The sequence below is a fragment of the Serratia proteamaculans genome, assembly GCF_013337185.1.
In the GTDB taxonomy this organism is placed as follows: Bacteria; Pseudomonadota; Gammaproteobacteria; order Enterobacterales; family Enterobacteriaceae; genus Serratia; species Serratia proteamaculans_D.
On record NZ_SWDE01000006.1, the window covers coordinates 33444 to 47015 of the forward strand.

General features: G+C 56.8%; 17 protein-coding genes. 7 read left to right on the forward strand and 10 right to left on the reverse strand.

What is annotated here, in order from left to right:
• Nucleotides 1-8 precede the first annotated feature (8 nt).
• Nucleotides 9-245: a glutaredoxin-like protein NrdH gene (gene nrdH / locus FCL49_RS19965; RefSeq protein WP_012146427.1), complete on the reverse strand. Its 237-nt coding sequence runs from the start codon at nt 243-245 to the stop codon at nt 9-11.
• Nucleotides 246-526: 281 nt separating this feature from the next.
• Complete coding sequence (locus FCL49_RS19970) at nt 527-958, reverse strand: carboxymuconolactone decarboxylase family protein (protein ID WP_174354864.1); 432 nt, start codon at nt 956-958, stop codon at nt 527-529.
• Nucleotides 959-1054: 96 nt separating this feature from the next.
• Between FCL49_RS19970 and FCL49_RS19975 the strand changes: the two genes are divergently transcribed.
• The gene (locus FCL49_RS19975; protein WP_174354865.1) at nt 1055-2488 is read left to right on the forward strand and encodes a PLP-dependent aminotransferase family protein; all 1434 of its coding nucleotides are present in this window, start codon (nt 1055-1057) and stop codon (nt 2486-2488) included.
• 63 nt (nt 2489-2551) lie between these two features.
• Here the strand turns inward: FCL49_RS19975 and FCL49_RS19980 are convergent, their stop codons facing one another.
• Both FCL49_RS19980 and FCL49_RS19985 read right to left on the reverse strand, forming a co-directional pair.
• On the reverse strand, nt 2552-2860 hold the full coding sequence (locus FCL49_RS19980) for a DUF883 family protein (protein WP_037422211.1): 309 nt from the start codon (nt 2858-2860) through the stop codon (nt 2552-2554).
• 123 nt (nt 2861-2983) lie between these two features.
• Nucleotides 2984-3964 carry a nickel/cobalt transporter gene (locus FCL49_RS19985; RefSeq protein WP_174354866.1) on the reverse strand — a complete coding sequence of 327 codons (981 nt, stop codon included), beginning with the start codon at nt 3962-3964 and terminating at the stop codon, nt 2984-2986.
• 187 nt (nt 3965-4151) lie between these two features.
• Between FCL49_RS19985 and asr the strand changes: the two genes are divergently transcribed.
• Nucleotides 4152-4619: an acid resistance repetitive basic protein Asr gene (gene asr / locus FCL49_RS19990; RefSeq protein WP_174354867.1), complete on the forward strand. Its 468-nt coding sequence runs from the start codon at nt 4152-4154 to the stop codon at nt 4617-4619.
• Nucleotides 4620-4802: 183 nt separating this feature from the next.
• Here asr and FCL49_RS19995 read toward each other — a convergent pair whose 3' ends face one another.
• Both FCL49_RS19995 and FCL49_RS20000 read right to left on the reverse strand, forming a co-directional pair.
• Entirely contained in the window at nt 4803-5183 is a 381-nt protein-coding gene (locus tag FCL49_RS19995) for a DUF4440 domain-containing protein (protein ID WP_174354868.1), read from the reverse strand.
• Entirely contained in the window at nt 5183-6562 is a 1380-nt protein-coding gene (locus FCL49_RS20000) for an MFS transporter (RefSeq protein ID WP_174354869.1), read from the reverse strand. Before FCL49_RS20000 ends, FCL49_RS19995 begins: the two co-directional genes overlap by 1 nt.
• A gap of 106 nt (nt 6563-6668) precedes the next feature.
• Here FCL49_RS20000 and FCL49_RS20005 point away from each other — a divergent pair, with 106 nt between their 5' ends.
• Nucleotides 6669-7565 (forward strand): LysR family transcriptional regulator, encoded by an 897-nt coding sequence (locus FCL49_RS20005; RefSeq protein ID WP_174354870.1) that lies wholly within the window; start codon nt 6669-6671, stop codon nt 7563-7565.
• Here FCL49_RS20005 and FCL49_RS20010 read toward each other — a convergent pair.
• Nucleotides 7525-8565, reverse strand: a complete 1041-nt coding sequence (locus FCL49_RS20010; protein WP_174354871.1) for an alpha/beta hydrolase family protein — start codon at nt 8563-8565, stop codon at nt 7525-7527. The two genes, FCL49_RS20005 and FCL49_RS20010, sit on opposite strands and share 41 nt — an antisense overlap.
• A gap of 129 nt (nt 8566-8694) precedes the next feature.
• Between FCL49_RS20010 and FCL49_RS20015 the strand changes: the two genes are divergently transcribed.
• The 3 genes from FCL49_RS20015 (at nt 8695) to FCL49_RS20025 (ending at nt 11434) form a co-directional block, all read left to right on the forward strand.
• The gene (locus FCL49_RS20015; RefSeq protein ID WP_174354872.1) at nt 8695-9708 is read left to right on the forward strand and encodes a helix-turn-helix domain-containing protein; all 1014 of its coding nucleotides are present in this window, start codon (nt 8695-8697) and stop codon (nt 9706-9708) included.
• A 94-nt stretch (nt 9709-9802) separates the two neighbouring features.
• Complete coding sequence (locus FCL49_RS20020) at nt 9803-10993, forward strand: MFS transporter (protein WP_174354873.1); 1191 nt, start codon at nt 9803-9805, stop codon at nt 10991-10993.
• A gap of 102 nt (nt 10994-11095) precedes the next feature.
• Nucleotides 11096-11434, forward strand: a complete 339-nt coding sequence (locus tag FCL49_RS20025; protein ID WP_012146416.1) for a DUF2002 family protein — start codon at nt 11096-11098, stop codon at nt 11432-11434.
• 29 nt (nt 11435-11463) lie between these two features.
• On the opposite strand, the gene FCL49_RS20030 is transcribed toward FCL49_RS20025, so the two are convergent.
• Nucleotides 11464-11910, reverse strand: coding sequence for a DUF1198 family protein (locus tag FCL49_RS20030; RefSeq protein WP_174354874.1), 447 nt, complete (start codon nt 11908-11910; stop codon nt 11464-11466).
• A gap of 66 nt (nt 11911-11976) precedes the next feature.
• Nucleotides 11977-12315 (reverse strand): MbeD/MobD family mobilization/exclusion protein, encoded by a 339-nt coding sequence (locus FCL49_RS20035; protein WP_012146414.1) that lies wholly within the window; start codon nt 12313-12315, stop codon nt 11977-11979.
• A 172-nt stretch (nt 12316-12487) separates the two neighbouring features.
• Between FCL49_RS20035 and smrA the strand changes: the two genes are divergently transcribed.
• On the forward strand, nt 12488-13060 hold the full coding sequence (smrA, locus tag FCL49_RS20040; RefSeq protein WP_174354875.1) for a DNA endonuclease SmrA: 573 nt from the start codon (nt 12488-12490) through the stop codon (nt 13058-13060).
• 47 nt (nt 13061-13107) lie between these two features.
• Here smrA and FCL49_RS20045 read toward each other — a convergent pair whose 3' ends face one another.
• Complete coding sequence (locus tag FCL49_RS20045) at nt 13108-13521, reverse strand: DoxX family protein (protein ID WP_037422180.1); 414 nt, start codon at nt 13519-13521, stop codon at nt 13108-13110.
• Between the last annotated feature and the right edge of the window lie 51 nt (nt 13522-13572).

Genomic DNA, 13572 nt, shown 5'->3' on the forward strand with positions numbered 1-13572 from the left:
GGTCGGCCTCAAGGCACCAGGGCGTGAGCCAGTGCGCCAATTTTGTCCGGGCGGAAACCGGACCAGTGATCGTCACCGGCGATAATTACCGGAACCTGCTGATAGCCAAGGGATTTGACATGGCTCAGCGCCTGCTGATCCTGGGTGAGGTCGATCACCTGATAACCAATCCCTTGTTTATCGAATGCGCGATAGGTGGCGTTGCACTGGACACAGTCCGGTTTACTGTAAATAATAATGCTCATGATTCGCATTTACCTTTTAAGCTGAAGGAAAGGCGGAAAGGTCAGATAACGGAGCATTGAACGGCGTTTCTGACGGCGTTATCGACCGCGACATCGTCCCTGCGGTTGATGGACTAAATACTATATGTAGATATTTAATTTATCAACCGCGCTATATATGGTGTTTTGATGGATTTTACGTGCAGGGCGCAGCCGGGCTGGGAAAGCGGTGGGTAAATATTTTTTGCAGAGGGTTATTGACGGAAAACCCCTCTCGCCGCGAGAGGGGAAATGCGGTTTTATCACTGACGCATGCTGATGGCCAGGCGGTTAAAGGCGTTCATGATGCTGATGGCGAAGGTCAAATCGGCAATTTCCACGTCGCTGAAGTGCGCTTGCAGTGCTTCAAACGCGCTGTCCGGTGCGCCGGTTGTGGCGATCAGGGTGACGGACTCTGCCCATTCCAGCGCCGCACGCTCGCGCTCACTGAATTCATGGCTGACGCGCCAGCCTGCCAACTGGTCCAGTTTGGCGTTATTGACGCCGCTTTCGCGTAGCGTTTTACCGTGCATATCCAGGCAGAAGGCACAGCCGTTGATCTGCGAAACACGCATGAACATCAGTTCAATTGTCGCTTTGTCCAGCGCGCCTTTCTCCAGCGCCATCAGGGCGCTCACCATGCTTTTGTACGGCGCGGGGGAGAGTACGGAATAGTTCAAACGTTGCTTAATCATGGTCAACCTCGGTGAGCGAATAACAGGAACATGACGCTACTTTAGCGGTGATATGGACTATGCTATAGGGCCATAAAATGATTATTTAACCGGGCCATGATGCGTCAGTTTCTTTCCTCCCTACCGCTGGACAGCCGGCTCGCCGACCCGCTGTACCGGCAGATCTATCTGCGGATCAAAGACGCCATAGCGCAGGGAACCCTGCCGGCGGGCAGCCGCTTGCCTTCGGTTCGTGGACTGGCGAGCGATCTGGGCGTGGCGCGCGCCACGGTAGAAAGTGCCTATGCCCAGCTGATTGCCGAAGGTTTTCTGCAAAGTCGGGGGCAGGCGGGTACCTATGTTTCGCCGCAGTTGCAGAACCTGCCGGTGCGTGCGGCGCTGGCGGTGGAGCCGTTGCCAACGGTGACGGCAAATCCGCTGCATCCGAACGGCGCCACCCAGCCGTTTCAACTGGGGCTACCGGCGTTGGATGCCTTTCCTCGCGCACTGTGGCAGCGGATTGTCGGCCGCCAATTACGCACCAGTCCACTGGCTGCTTTGGCCCATCCTTCAACGCAGGGATTGCCTGAACTGCGTGCGGCGATCGTCAATTATTTGCAGCTTTCACGCGGCATCAGTTGCCGACCGGAACAGGTATTTATCTGCGCGGGCTATCAGGCGCTGCTGGATCTGGTGATCGGTACCCTGCTCAAGCCGGACGATCAGGTCTGGCTGGAGGATCCGGGCTATCCGGTGACGCTGCCGCTGTTTCAAGCCGCCGGCATGCGGCCGGTGGCGGTACCGGTCGATGAACAGGGCATGAATATTGCCAGCGGCATGGCCAGGGCGCCTCAGGCAAGGATGGCGGTGCTGACGCCGACCCATCAAAGTCCGTTGGGGGTTTCGCTTAGCCTGGCGCGGCGCATGGCATTGCTGGAATGGGCGCAGCAACAGGCGGCATGGGTGATTGAAGATGATTACGACAGTGAGGTTCGTTACCACGGCAGGCCGTTGCCGCCGCTGAAAAGTCTCGATCGTCAGGGGCGGGTACTCTACGCCGGAACCTTCAGCAAAACGCTGTTCCCGGCGTTGCGCATGGCGTATTTAGTAGTACCGACAGGGCAGGTGGAAGCCTTTGGTCACAGCAGTCGGCTGCGTGGCTGCGGTTGCCCACCGCTGTTACAGGCCAGCGTGGCGGACTTTATTGAACAGGGGCATTTCTATCGTCATTTGAAGCGCATGCGGCCAATCTACCGTCAGCGCAGGGCATGGCTGGCGCAAGCGCTGGAACAACAGTTGAGCGACTATTTGACGGTGGCGTCGCAGGACGGCGGCATTCAGCTATTGGCGCGTTTTAAACAGGATGGACAGGATCGGCGTTTGGCGCAGGACGCCTGGCGGTGCGGGTTATCGGTGCAGGCGCTATCGGACTGGCGAATCACAGAACCTGCAGGGACTGGCTTGCTGATGGGGTTTGCCAACTTTACTCAGCAGGCCGAGACGGAACGTGCGGTGGCCAGATTGGCTGAGTTGTTCAAAGGCAGAAATTAAACGGCCCACGGTTTCCCGTGGGCCAGACGCACATCTGTTTTATCTTTATGACTGCAAGGGGTGTTAACGCCGGGCCAGCAGTACGCCAAGGACGATGCCGACAGCGGCCCCAATCCCAACGCCCTGCCAAGGTTTGTCGCGCACGTAGCTGTCGGCTTGTTCGACGGCATCGCGGGCGTGCTGTGTCAAATTGCTGGAGCCATTGAAGCGCGCACGGGCATCGCGTAAAACGCCTTTTGCCTTACTGTGCAACTCTTTCAGTTCCTCCTTGGTCTTGTCACCGGATTCGCGTAGCACCTCATCCAGCGTATCCGCCAGCAGGGTGACGTCCTGATCGATGTCGCGTTCAACTTTTTCAGATCTCTTAAACATTCGATTCTCCGTTTCGACACATGTCTTTTAAGTGTAGACCATTTTTCAAACTGTGTAGGCGATCACGGAAAAAACGTCCATTAGGTTCTGTTTTCGCGGCAGATAGCGACGTAATGGATGCCATCAGCATCCGGCGGCAATAAAGTCGCCGTTGGCACTGACCGGGATGACCGAACTGAACAGCACCAGCGCGAACAGGACCAGCAGCACACCGCCTAAAATAACCGCCAGCCGCGATGCTTGTGCCAGGCGCTTGCCCGTTAGTTGACCGTTGGCAGCGATAAATTTTTCACGCGCGTGGTGTACCAAAGTGGCGAGGATCATGATCGACAGCGCGGTTCCCAGCGCCATGCTCATGGTTGAAATTACACCCCAGGTGAACATGCCAACGGCGTTGGCAAATACCAATATGAGGATCGCGCCGCTGCAGGGGCGAATACCGATAGAAACGATAAGCCACAGCGCATTGCGCCAGCCGCCGGTCAGGTCTGCAGCCTCGGGCAAATGCCGGTGGCCGCAGTCACAATCGTCTTCATGGCTGTGTTGAGCGGTGGCTGTTAACGGCCTTGGTGCTTTGAACGTCGGTAGCTTGCGCCAGCGCCACCCGGTGGCGCGCAGGATCACCATCAGGCCGAAAGCGGCAATAAACAGCGCGCTGCCTTTTTCCAGCCAGTAACGGCTCAGGCTGAGATCGCCCATTGACAGGTTCAGCGTCACCGCCAGTATCAGCACGAAAAGGATAGCTACAACGCCCTGCATCAGGCTACCGAGCAGAGTGATAAGCCGGCTGGCGTTCAACTGCCTGCGGTGAGTGGCCAGGTAAGTGGTGATAACAAACTTGCCGTGGCCGGGGCCAACGGAGTGTAAAAAACCGTAGATAAAGCTGCCCAGCGCCAGCATCACCCCACCGCTGTACTGATGATTGCGCTGTTGCAGCAGGTACAGCACCAGATAGCGGTGCATATAGATCTGGGCATTGATGCAATATTGAACGAACTCAGCCCAGTGGCGGATAAACAGATAGAGCAAAGCCAGCAGCAGCAGGGCACCAGCGCTCAGCCCGGCAAAGTTTGCCGGGGTCACTTTTATCGATGAGGTTTTCATGGCGCTGTCAGCCTGTCGTAAAGGGGTTTTCAGCTTCCAGCATAGACTTGTGTACGCGGTTCACAAGCGCTGTACATTTGGTTACTCGGCGAAACCAATCACTCACGGAAGCCGCTCATCGATTCCTCTAGTATCTGCTTCAACGGCCCAACGGGGCTTACTGAAAAAACACTCTGAGGAATTAAAGATGAAAAAAGTATTAGCCCTGATCGTTGCAGCTACCATGGGTCTGTCTTCTGTTGCTTTCGCTGCTGATGCAGTGGCTCCAGCAGCTGCAGCTCCAGCGGCAACCATGACTAAAGCTGCACCAGCAGCCGCTGCTGAGAAGGCTCCAGCTAAAGCCACTCATCATAAGAAAACGCATCACAAGGCAACCAAAAAAGCCCCAGCACAGAAAGCTCAGGCTGCTAAAAAACACCACAAAAAAGCCGCCGTGCAGAAAGCTCAGGCCGCTAAAAAGCACCACAAAGCGGCCACTAAAGCCCCAGCCCAGAAAGCCCAGGCTGCTAAAACTCACCACAAAGTAAGCAAAAAAGCCCCAGCTCAGAAAGCTCAGGCTGCTAAAAAACACCACAAAAAAGCGCCAGTGCAGAAAGCTCAGGCCGCTAAAAAGCACCACAAAGCGACCAAAAAAGCAGCTCCAGCCGCTAAATAAGTGAAGTCTGCGGGTACCGCAGCATCCAGACGCTATGTAAACACCCGGTTTTGCCGGGTGTTTTCTTTTGAGGGCTAGCTCTTGATGATCAATCGTTATTTATTCGAAGTGATTTTCAGCGCCGTTACCCTGTGTGGGCTGATTGTCGCCTGGGAGCTGTTCCTGGCCGACGGCTTTCTCTGATTACTGTGCCAGCGTGGTTTCATGCAGGTGCCGCCAGCCCAGCCCGGCTTGGGTCTGTTCGAACACCACGGTGGAGTTGCGTAGCGTTGCCGCCTGCCCAGGCAACATTTGCTTTTCACGGTAGCTGACCACCGCACCCGTCGGCCATTCGGCCACTAACGTCATCTCTTCTATAGTAATTTCCAGCCCCGGTTTAGCGGCGCGATGCGCGTGGAAAAAAGCGCTCAGTGCGGCGAAATCCAGCCGACTGCCGTTTAGCGCGATCATGCTGAACGCCGGATCAAAACGTGCCAATAAGGCCTGTTCTTCCCCTGCACCTTTCTCCAGCCAGTTTTCAATGGCGACATGAGCGTCTATCACTTCGGTAAAATAGCGGTTCATCAGTTTTCCTGTTGAGTATTGAGACGGCGCACGATGGCGCGGTTAGCGATGCGCAGACACAGCAGCAGTGGGATCAGCGTGCTGGCGGCGGCCAGGTAAAAACAGCTTTGGTAAGCGACGGCGGGTGAAAAATGTTCAAGCAGCAGATTCAGCAGCAGGCTGAGCAGGGCGACCCCCAGGCAAAAGCTGAGCTGCCGATTGATATTCCACAGTGCGCTGGCATCCGCCAGTTGCTCATCGGCAATCTGCAGGAAAGCGCTGCTTTGCGCGGTGCTGCTGCACAGGCTGCCGCCAAAGCCCATCAGGGCGAAGGCCGCCAGTTGCAACCCATGATCCCCGGCGTGGCTAATTTGCGATAGCGCCAGAATGCCCAGCCCCTGCAGCAGGCAACCGGCGATAAACAGCGGTCGTGGGCCAAGGCGGTTAAATTTCTTGCCGGTCAGCGTAATGGCCAGGAACGAGGCCAGCGACCAAGGGAGCATCAGGCTGCCGACCTGGGCGGCGTGCATACCCAATTGATTTTGCAGATACAGCATGGCGACCAGGCTGACGCCGATAAACAGGCCGGGGATGCATTGATAAATCATCATTGAAGTGCGCAGCAACGGATCTTGCATCAGCCGCAAATTCAGCAGCGGTTGGGCAATGCGCAGGCTGCGTCGCAGGTAATAGGCCAGCATCAGTGCTCCGGCAGCCAACAACACCATGCCCTGCGTCAGGCCATCGGTTTCACCCAGCCGGGTCAGTCCCAGCAGGATTAGCGTCAATGCGGCGCAGGCGCTGAGTAGCCCATTGAGATCGAGCGGCCTGCGCTGAGTATCCGCTGCCTGCGGGCGTAACCACAGCGCGGCCAGCAACAACGCCAGTGCCGCCAGCGGCAGGTTGGCGAAAAACACCCAGCGCCAGTCAAGACTGTCGACAATCAACCCACCCAATGCAGGTGACAGCGCCGGGGCCAGCAGGCCGACCAGCATAATGGCGGCGGAAAGCCCAGCGCGTTCGTGGCTGCGATACAGCTGATAGGTTAGCGTTTGGCCGATAGGGATCAACAAGCCGCCCCCCATACCTTGTAGCACCCGCCAACCAATCAACTCGCCAATGGAGCCGGCGTAGCCCGCCGCAGTCGTCGCCAGCATAAACAGCGTCAGCGACAGCAAGAATACCCGCCGTCCCCCGATACGCTGTGCCAGCCAGGCGCTGAGCGGGATCACCAGCGTCAGGCCGAGAATATAACCGTTACTGACCCAGGCCAGTTCACCGACCGAAGCCTGCAGCGCATGGCCGATCGACGGGTAAGCGACATTGGCGATAAACATGTTGATCAGATCGACAAAAAATCCGAGCAGATAGACGATTGCGACTTTGATGCGATAGGGCATGGGGCCTCCGGTTGAAGGCCCGCAGTGTAGCGGGTGGGAAACTGCGGATAAATCGGCTGCGAACGATTACACTGTCAAAATAATTTTGACAATAACGGGCAACACTATGCTTAACCTGCAGCGTTTGGCGATTTTTGTGGCGGTGGTAGACGCGGGAAGTTTCACCGCCGCAGCGGTGGCATTGGGGCAAACCAAGGCGGTGGTCAGTTTCAATGTCAAACAGTTGGAAAGCGAGTTGGGCGTATCGTTGCTGGTGCGCAGTACCCGGCGGCTGGCGTTGACCGATGCCGGCGAGCGCTTTTATCAACGCTGCCTGCGGCTGCTGCAAGACGCGGAGAATGTGCTGGATGACGTGCGCCGCGATCACCACGGCCTGAGCGGGGTATTGCGTATCACCACCACGCCGGAATACGGCGCGCAGGTGGTGGTACCGGCGCTGGCGGCATTTTCCCTGTTGCATCCGCGCTTGCGCATTCAGCACGTTTCTTCTTCTTATCATGCCGATTTGATTTCGGAGCGCTTCGACGTGGCGATCCGGCTGGGGCAACTGGCGGACTCCAGTCATCACGCCGCACGGCTCGACAGCTTTGCTATCCTGCCGGTCGCCTCACCGGCGTATCTGGCCCGCCATCCCGTTGGCTCGCTGGCGCAACTGGCACAGGCGCAGTGGATAGCCCACAGCCGACTAAGTTCCCCCTTGAACTGGCAGGTGATTACCCCGGAACGGCAGGCGGTGCTGTTCAAGGTTGAAGATGCCGCCACGCTGATGGGGGACAGCGCCGCCGCCCTGTTGGCTTTTGCCCTGCACGGTGCCGGGGTGGCATTGCTGCCCGAATGGCTGGTGCGGCCCGCCATTGCCGAAGGCAAGCTGTGCCCGCTGCTGGCAGACCATCAATTTCCGGCGCAAAGCATTTATGCGCTTTACCCAAACACGCGCCACGTGCCGGAAAAGGTGCGGGCGTTTATTGATTTCCTGCGGGCGCGGGTAGCCACGGGCGAATAAACGTCATTATGGCCGCGAGGGTCTTCTGGTGTACCCATTCACGCTGCGTATTGGAGGAAGCGCATAACACCGCTGCCTCTTCCTCCTCTGCGGCCAGAATTTGGCGGCCATTCGGCTGACACAGCGGAATAAAATCGAAATGGTTACCCTTCGACAGCCGTAGTGCATCAATTGGTTGCTGGCCTGCGTCTTTGGCCAGTGCGGCACCGCCAAGGCCGGGGAGCCGACTGTCGGGTTCAAAACGCTGAGGTTCGATGACCAATAAAGGGGCGCTGAGCCGACGCAGGCTGGCAGGCAGCAGATAAGGCACCATGCCGGGATCGAGGGCAACGGCAAAGCGGATGCGTGGGTCGGTATAATCAGCCTCAAATTGCCGGGCGGAAAGCGCGCCCAAATCAACCTTGGCCTGGGTATAAAACTGGCAGTTGGGTGACTGCGGGGCCTGTCGGCAGCCGCTGATGAAATCGGCCAGCCGGACTCGCCCACCGATGGCGGCAATGGCACTGTAACCGCCCTTGGAGTGGCCGATAACGCCAATCATCTGGCGATTAATGACTTTATCCCACTGGGGTTCGGCAGTGATGGCGCTGATCAAGGCGGAAATATCTTCGGTCTGTAACCACAATTCGGCGGAGAGTGCCGGGACAGAGTTGCCGGTGGTACTGCCGGGGTGATTGGCCGCCACGACAATGATTCCCTGTTGGGCTAACGCCGCCGCCAGCCAGGCCTGACTGGCATTGTTGCCGCCGCTGCCGTGGCTGATAACGATCAGCGGGAAACGTCCACCGGCGACAGCGGCATCCGGTTGGCTGTTGATACCGGTAAAGACCGGATTCGCCCCGATGACCCTTTGTTGATGGGTCTCGGTGGTGGGGTAGTAAATTCGGCTGTTCAACGAACGTGAACCGGCCTGAAAGACTTCATCGCGGGTGGCGACCTGATAAGGGGTAGCGCTGGCAACGCCGCACAGCAGTATCCACAACAATAACGCTCTGTTCATTTTCACTCCTCAAAATGTTGACCTGGGGAGGGTGGCATTGGCGGCGCTATCCGGCGACCTCGATCGCGATCCGGGTCGTTAAATGATTGTTTTGACAGTACACTGCCGGTTCTGTGTGAACACAACAAGATGCCGATAATGCCACTTATTCCGCTCACTTTTCTGTTTGGTTTGCTGTGCCTGGGGCTGCTGTACCGCCTGGGACGACCACGGGCGCAGCTTTGGGTTTTCCAGCTATTGCTGCTGTTATGCGCCTGGCAAAGTTTGCTGGTGGGAGTTCGCTACGGCTATGGCGTGACGCAATTCAATGGGTTGCAACCCTTCGGCGCGGTGGCGATCCCGGCGTTGACCTATCTGGCCTTTTTGGTCAGTACCCAGGGCCGGCTTCGCTGGCGTGAACTCGGGCACCTGACGCCGCTGGGGCTGACGCTGTTGGCCAGCCTGATCGCGCCTTTCTGGCTGGATACCCTGATTGTTAGCGCTTATCTGGGTTATGGCGTGGCACTGTTGTACGCGTTGCGGCGCGGTGAGAACGCTTTACAGCAGGTGGCGCTGGCGGAAAGCTGGCTCAGTTACCGGTTGTGGCGCGGTTTGGGCATGCTGCTGATAGCCATCGCGCTGGCCGAACTGGTGATTGCACTCGATTTTTCACTGTTCGATGGCCGGCAAGCAGGCGTGCTGGCGACCATCGTTAACTTGCTGGTGGCCTTGAGCCTATACCTGGTGCTGTCCCGTAGCCGCCCTCTGGATAACCCGGTGGAGCCGCTGCCGGAGCCGACACCGGAGGTTATTGAAAACGAAGGGCAACTGGCCGAGTGGTTTGACCGGGTACAACAGCGGCTGCGGCAGGATGATCTTTATCTGGAGCCCGAGCTGAATCTGGCCCGATTGGCGCGTAAAGTGGGCTTGCCGACACGTCGGGTGTCACAAGCCATCAATCGGCATGCGGGCATGAATGTGTCGCAATATGTGAATCAGCTGCGTGTCCACCAGGCGGCGCAGTGGCTGCTTGCCAGTGATGATCCGGTGACAGATATCATGCAGGCGGCGGGCTTTACCACCAAGTCGAACTTTAACCGCGAGTTCTTGCGTATTTATGGCGTCAATCCGAGCGAATGGCGCAGGCAACAAACGCGTAGTTAAATAATAATTCGTTATAACTCTCGCATTTATCATCGGATCCCATCGGGGTATGCTGAGCACTGTTGCTTACCCCGTTCGATGCGAGCCACCTTCGATGACCGCAATCAGTTCCAAAGAAAACCATCTCCAACTGAATAAACGTATTTTGTCGGTCGTGATGTTCACCTTCGTCTGTTACCTGACCATCGGCCTGCCGTTGGCGGTGCTGCCTGGGTTTGTGCATAACGACCTGGGCTACAACTCGGTACTGGCCGGTTTGATTATCAGCGCCCAGTATTTCGCTACCTTGTTTAGCCGCCCGCATGCCGGGCGCTATGCCGATCAGCTCGGGCCAAAAAAGGTGGTGCTGTTCGGCCTGGCCTGCTGCGGTGCAAGCGGTCTGTTTTACGCCGCGGCCTTTTGGTTCAGCGGCCTGCCGTTGTTGAGTTTAATTCTGCTATGTGTCGGCCGGGTGTTTCTCGGCGTCGGCGAAAGCTTTGCCAGCACCGGCTCCACGCTGTGGGGCATTGGTCTGGTGGGGCCACTGCATACCGCCCGGGTAATTTCATGGAATGGGGTGGCGACATACGGTGCCATGGCGGCCGGAGCGCCACTCGGCGTCTATCTCAACCAGCATTGGGGATTGGCCGGGGTGGCGGCGCTGATTGTGCTGGCGGTCGCGGTTTCGCTGTGGCTGGCGAGCGGTAAGCCCAATGTGACGATCGCCGCCGGTCAGCGCATTGCCTTTAGCGCCGTGTTCGGCCGCATCTGGGCTTACGGCCTCGGACTGGCGATGGGCACCGTGGGTTTTGGCGTGATCGCCACTTTTATCACCCTCTACTATGCTGATAAGGGCTGGAGCGGGGCCGCGTTCTCACTGACGCTGTTCAGCGTTGCCTTTGTCGGTATCCGCCTGATATTTAGCCAGACGATTAATCGCCACGGCGGTTTGAAGGTCACGCTGGTGTCGTTCCTGATCGAGATTATCGGCTTGTTGATGATTTGGCAGGCTGGCGATCCGCTGATGGTGCAGGCCGGGGCTTTGCTGGCGGGGGCCGGTTTCTCGCTGGTGTTCCCGGCACTGGGCGTGGAGGCGGTGAAACAGGTGCCGCAACAGAATCAGGGCACTGCGCTGGGCACCTACTCGGCGTTTCTCGATCTGGCGCTGGGGATCACCGGGCCGTTGGCCGGTTTGCTGATGAGCCGCATGGGCGTGCCATCAATCTATCTGGCGGCGGCGCTGATAGTGTTTCTGGGCGTGCTGTTGACGCTGCGCTTGCTGCTGCAAAACCGCCAGAATCCATAATTAAGGATTATTCCTAAACCCACATCCATACCGAAAAATTTATTGTTTCATCTCATGATTACGGTAAGGTCGCTCAGCGGTCCAGAACGAGAGGAGAAATCGATGTATTTACGGCCGGATGAAGTGGCTAGGGTGTTGGAGAATACTGGCTTTGAGCGTGATTATGTCACCGACCAGTCTTATGGTTACCGCAAGGGTGAGCACTACGTATATGTGAATCGTGAAGCGCGGATGGGCAGAACCGCGTTGGTGATCCACCCGGCGCTAAAAGAGAAAAGCGTGCATTTTGCCACGCCGACCTCGCCGGTGCGCATCAGCAATCAGTACCTTGAGTTTCCCCTGGATTTAAGCAGCGATGCCCCGAGTGCGCGTTATGGCATTCCACACGGCTTCAGCTCGCGTGATGCGCTTTCGCGCTATATCTACAGCATGTTCCAGTAATGCTTCCCCCGCCTGCGGGGGACACATTCTTACCAGTTCGCAATCGCTTCCTGATTAAAACGCTCATTGTAAGCGCGGCGAAACTGCGCCAGTTCGAAAGCGTCGATATCCAGATCGGCAAAGTAAAACAGCGCGGCTTCGGTATGTTCGGCATGCAGCTCCGGCGACAGCCCGGCGCGTATCAGCGTTTCCCGCCACAGAGCTATCTGGTGGTCATCCGCCTGTTTGATAAAGGTCAGATAGATAAACAGCAAATAGACCGCCTGGTGCATCTCTTCGGTGTAACCGTTGTTCAGCACGCGGATAAAAGTCTGGCTGTTGCGGCTGCCCATCTCCTGAATCATGGATTCAATCAGCATCGGTTTGACTTTCAGCAGGTGGGCCAGAGAGTCGATGGCTTTGCGAGTATCGGAAGTCAGAATGCGGTAACCAATAATAAATACAACGATCAGGGCAGCGATGATGATCCAGGTCATTTATGATTTATTACACTCTCATAGCGCCAGTATTTGGCAGGAGGCGCTGCGTGACAGCGCCCGGTGTCAACGCTGTTCGCCGCTGAAATTGTCGGCTGCCCGCTGTTGATGACGCAGGTGGTGGTTAAAGGTGGCTGCATCCTTGGCCAGCGCGTCCAGATGGGCGCCCAGCATTTTGATTTGCTTCACTAACGCGTGCTGTTCCGGCACTGAACTGGCGGTGCTCAGCTTGCGCACCAGCTGCTCATTTTGCATACGCAATGCGACTTCGCGCTGTTTAGCCTCTTCCAGCAACTGCTGCAGTGCCTGATAGCTGTGCTGCCATTCACGGTGCTGCTTTTCGAAGCTGGCCTGCAACTCGCTCATGGCATTTTGAAACTGGGTTTCCAGCTCGCGCATTTTCATGGGATCGATCCTTTGCGGCACTCAATAATGGTTTAGCAGTATAACGAAAACTGCACAGAACCTCACCCGTTGACGACGATTGCGGAAAATTCCCGGCTTGCAACCGGGGTGAGGCGTCTTACAATCAGGGTCATTCCCGGCATTAAAGGCCCAGTCTAGGAGTGGCAGAGCGATGAGCAACCAGGACAAAGACTTTTTTGAACAGGCGATGGCGGATGTGATCCCGTTATCCAGTGCCCCCGAGACCTTGTACCTCAAACCGCAGGACACGGTGGATAAAAGCGCACGCCGTGAGGCCGAGGCGCTGCGGCAGGAAAACTTTCTCAGCACCGGCTTTCTCGAACTGATCCCTTGCGAAGTCCCGTTGGAATACAAAGGCGAGGGCATTCAGCAGGGCGTTCTGGACAAGCTGAGCCATGGCCGCTATCCGCCGCAGGCCAGCCTGAACCTGCTGAAACAATCGGTGGAGGCTGCGCGGCAGGCGCTGTTTCGCTTTATTCTGCAGGCAGAAAAGCAAAACCTGCGTTCGCTGCTGATTATCCACGGGCGTGGGCGGGAAGAGGAGAGCCATGCCAATATCATTCGCAGCTATCTCGCCAAATGGCTGGCACAGTTTGAACAGGTGCAGGCTTTTTGCCGGGCGCTGCCGCGTGACGGCGGTGAAGGGGCTTGCTATGTCACGCTGCGCAAATCGGCGCAGGCCAGGGCGGATAATTTCGAGCGCCACGCCAAGCGCAGCCGTTAGGGTATTGTGGAGGATCAGCCGGCAGCGCTGCCGCCGGCTGGAAGAGATTATTTATTGAAGAATTTGTAGTCCAGCGAATAACGCCCGGCACCGGTGACCGCCAACAGCAGCAGACCGCCGATAATGCTGATATTTTTAAAGAAGTTTATTTCGTTGCCCATCATTTCCATGCCGGTCATTTTCCAGAACGGGTGACCGATAAAAGCGGTGCCGAGGACATAGACGGCAAAAATAACCGCAATAGGGCGGGTAAATAACCCGAGAATAAGCGCGATGCCAAAAAAGAATTCAACCACCACGGCGATAATCGCCGCCAAATACGGCATTGGCGTACCATAACCCTCCATTGCCGTCACGGTTGCGCCAAAGCTGGTCAGCTTCATCCAGCCAAAAATGATAAACAGGATCATCAACAAGATTCGAGATAGCAGAATAACGCCGTCTTTTGAGCTTTCACCCATTTTGAACTCCTTAGCCACTGTCAACATTATGCTGTATTACTGTTTAAATAG

Bases quoted from the DNA above. Each gene is read 5' to 3' on its own strand.
- FCL49_RS20005 (WP_174354870.1), top strand. From the start codon at position 6,669: ATGCTTAACCTGCAGCGTTTGGCGATTTTTGTGGCGGTGGTAGACGCG.
- asr (WP_174354867.1), top strand. From the start codon at position 4,152: ATGAAAAAAGTATTAGCCCTGATCGTTGCAGCTACCATGGGTCTGTCT.
- nrdH (WP_012146427.1), bottom strand. From the start codon at position 245: ATGAGCATTATTATTTACAGTAAACCGGACTGTGTCCAGTGCAACGCC.
- smrA (WP_174354875.1), top strand. From the start codon at position 12,488: ATGAGCAACCAGGACAAAGACTTTTTTGAACAGGCGATGGCGGATGTG.
- FCL49_RS20000 (WP_174354869.1), bottom strand. From the start codon at position 6,562: ATGCCCTATCGCATCAAAGTCGCAATCGTCTATCTGCTCGGATTTTTT.
- FCL49_RS19995 (WP_174354868.1), bottom strand. From the start codon at position 5,183: ATGAACCGCTATTTTACCGAAGTGATAGACGCTCATGTCGCCATTGAA.
- FCL49_RS20035 (WP_012146414.1), bottom strand. From the start codon at position 12,315: ATGAAAATGCGCGAGCTGGAAACCCAGTTTCAAAATGCCATGAGCGAG.
- FCL49_RS20020 (WP_174354873.1), top strand. From the start codon at position 9,803: ATGACCGCAATCAGTTCCAAAGAAAACCATCTCCAACTGAATAAACGT.
- FCL49_RS20025 (WP_012146416.1), top strand. From the start codon at position 11,096: ATGTATTTACGGCCGGATGAAGTGGCTAGGGTGTTGGAGAATACTGGC.
- FCL49_RS20010 (WP_174354871.1), bottom strand. From the start codon at position 8,565: ATGAACAGAGCGTTATTGTTGTGGATACTGCTGTGCGGCGTTGCCAGC.
- FCL49_RS19970 (WP_174354864.1), bottom strand. From the start codon at position 958: ATGATTAAGCAACGTTTGAACTATTCCGTACTCTCCCCCGCGCCGTAC.
- FCL49_RS20045 (WP_037422180.1), bottom strand. From the start codon at position 13,521: ATGGGTGAAAGCTCAAAAGACGGCGTTATTCTGCTATCTCGAATCTTG.
- FCL49_RS19975 (WP_174354865.1), top strand. From the start codon at position 1,055: ATGATGCGTCAGTTTCTTTCCTCCCTACCGCTGGACAGCCGGCTCGCC.
- FCL49_RS20015 (WP_174354872.1), top strand. From the start codon at position 8,695: ATGCCGATAATGCCACTTATTCCGCTCACTTTTCTGTTTGGTTTGCTG.
- FCL49_RS19980 (WP_037422211.1), bottom strand. From the start codon at position 2,860: ATGTTTAAGAGATCTGAAAAAGTTGAACGCGACATCGATCAGGACGTC.
- FCL49_RS20030 (WP_174354874.1), bottom strand. From the start codon at position 11,910: ATGACCTGGATCATCATCGCTGCCCTGATCGTTGTATTTATTATTGGT.
- FCL49_RS19985 (WP_174354866.1), bottom strand. From the start codon at position 3,964: ATGAAAACCTCATCGATAAAAGTGACCCCGGCAAACTTTGCCGGGCTG.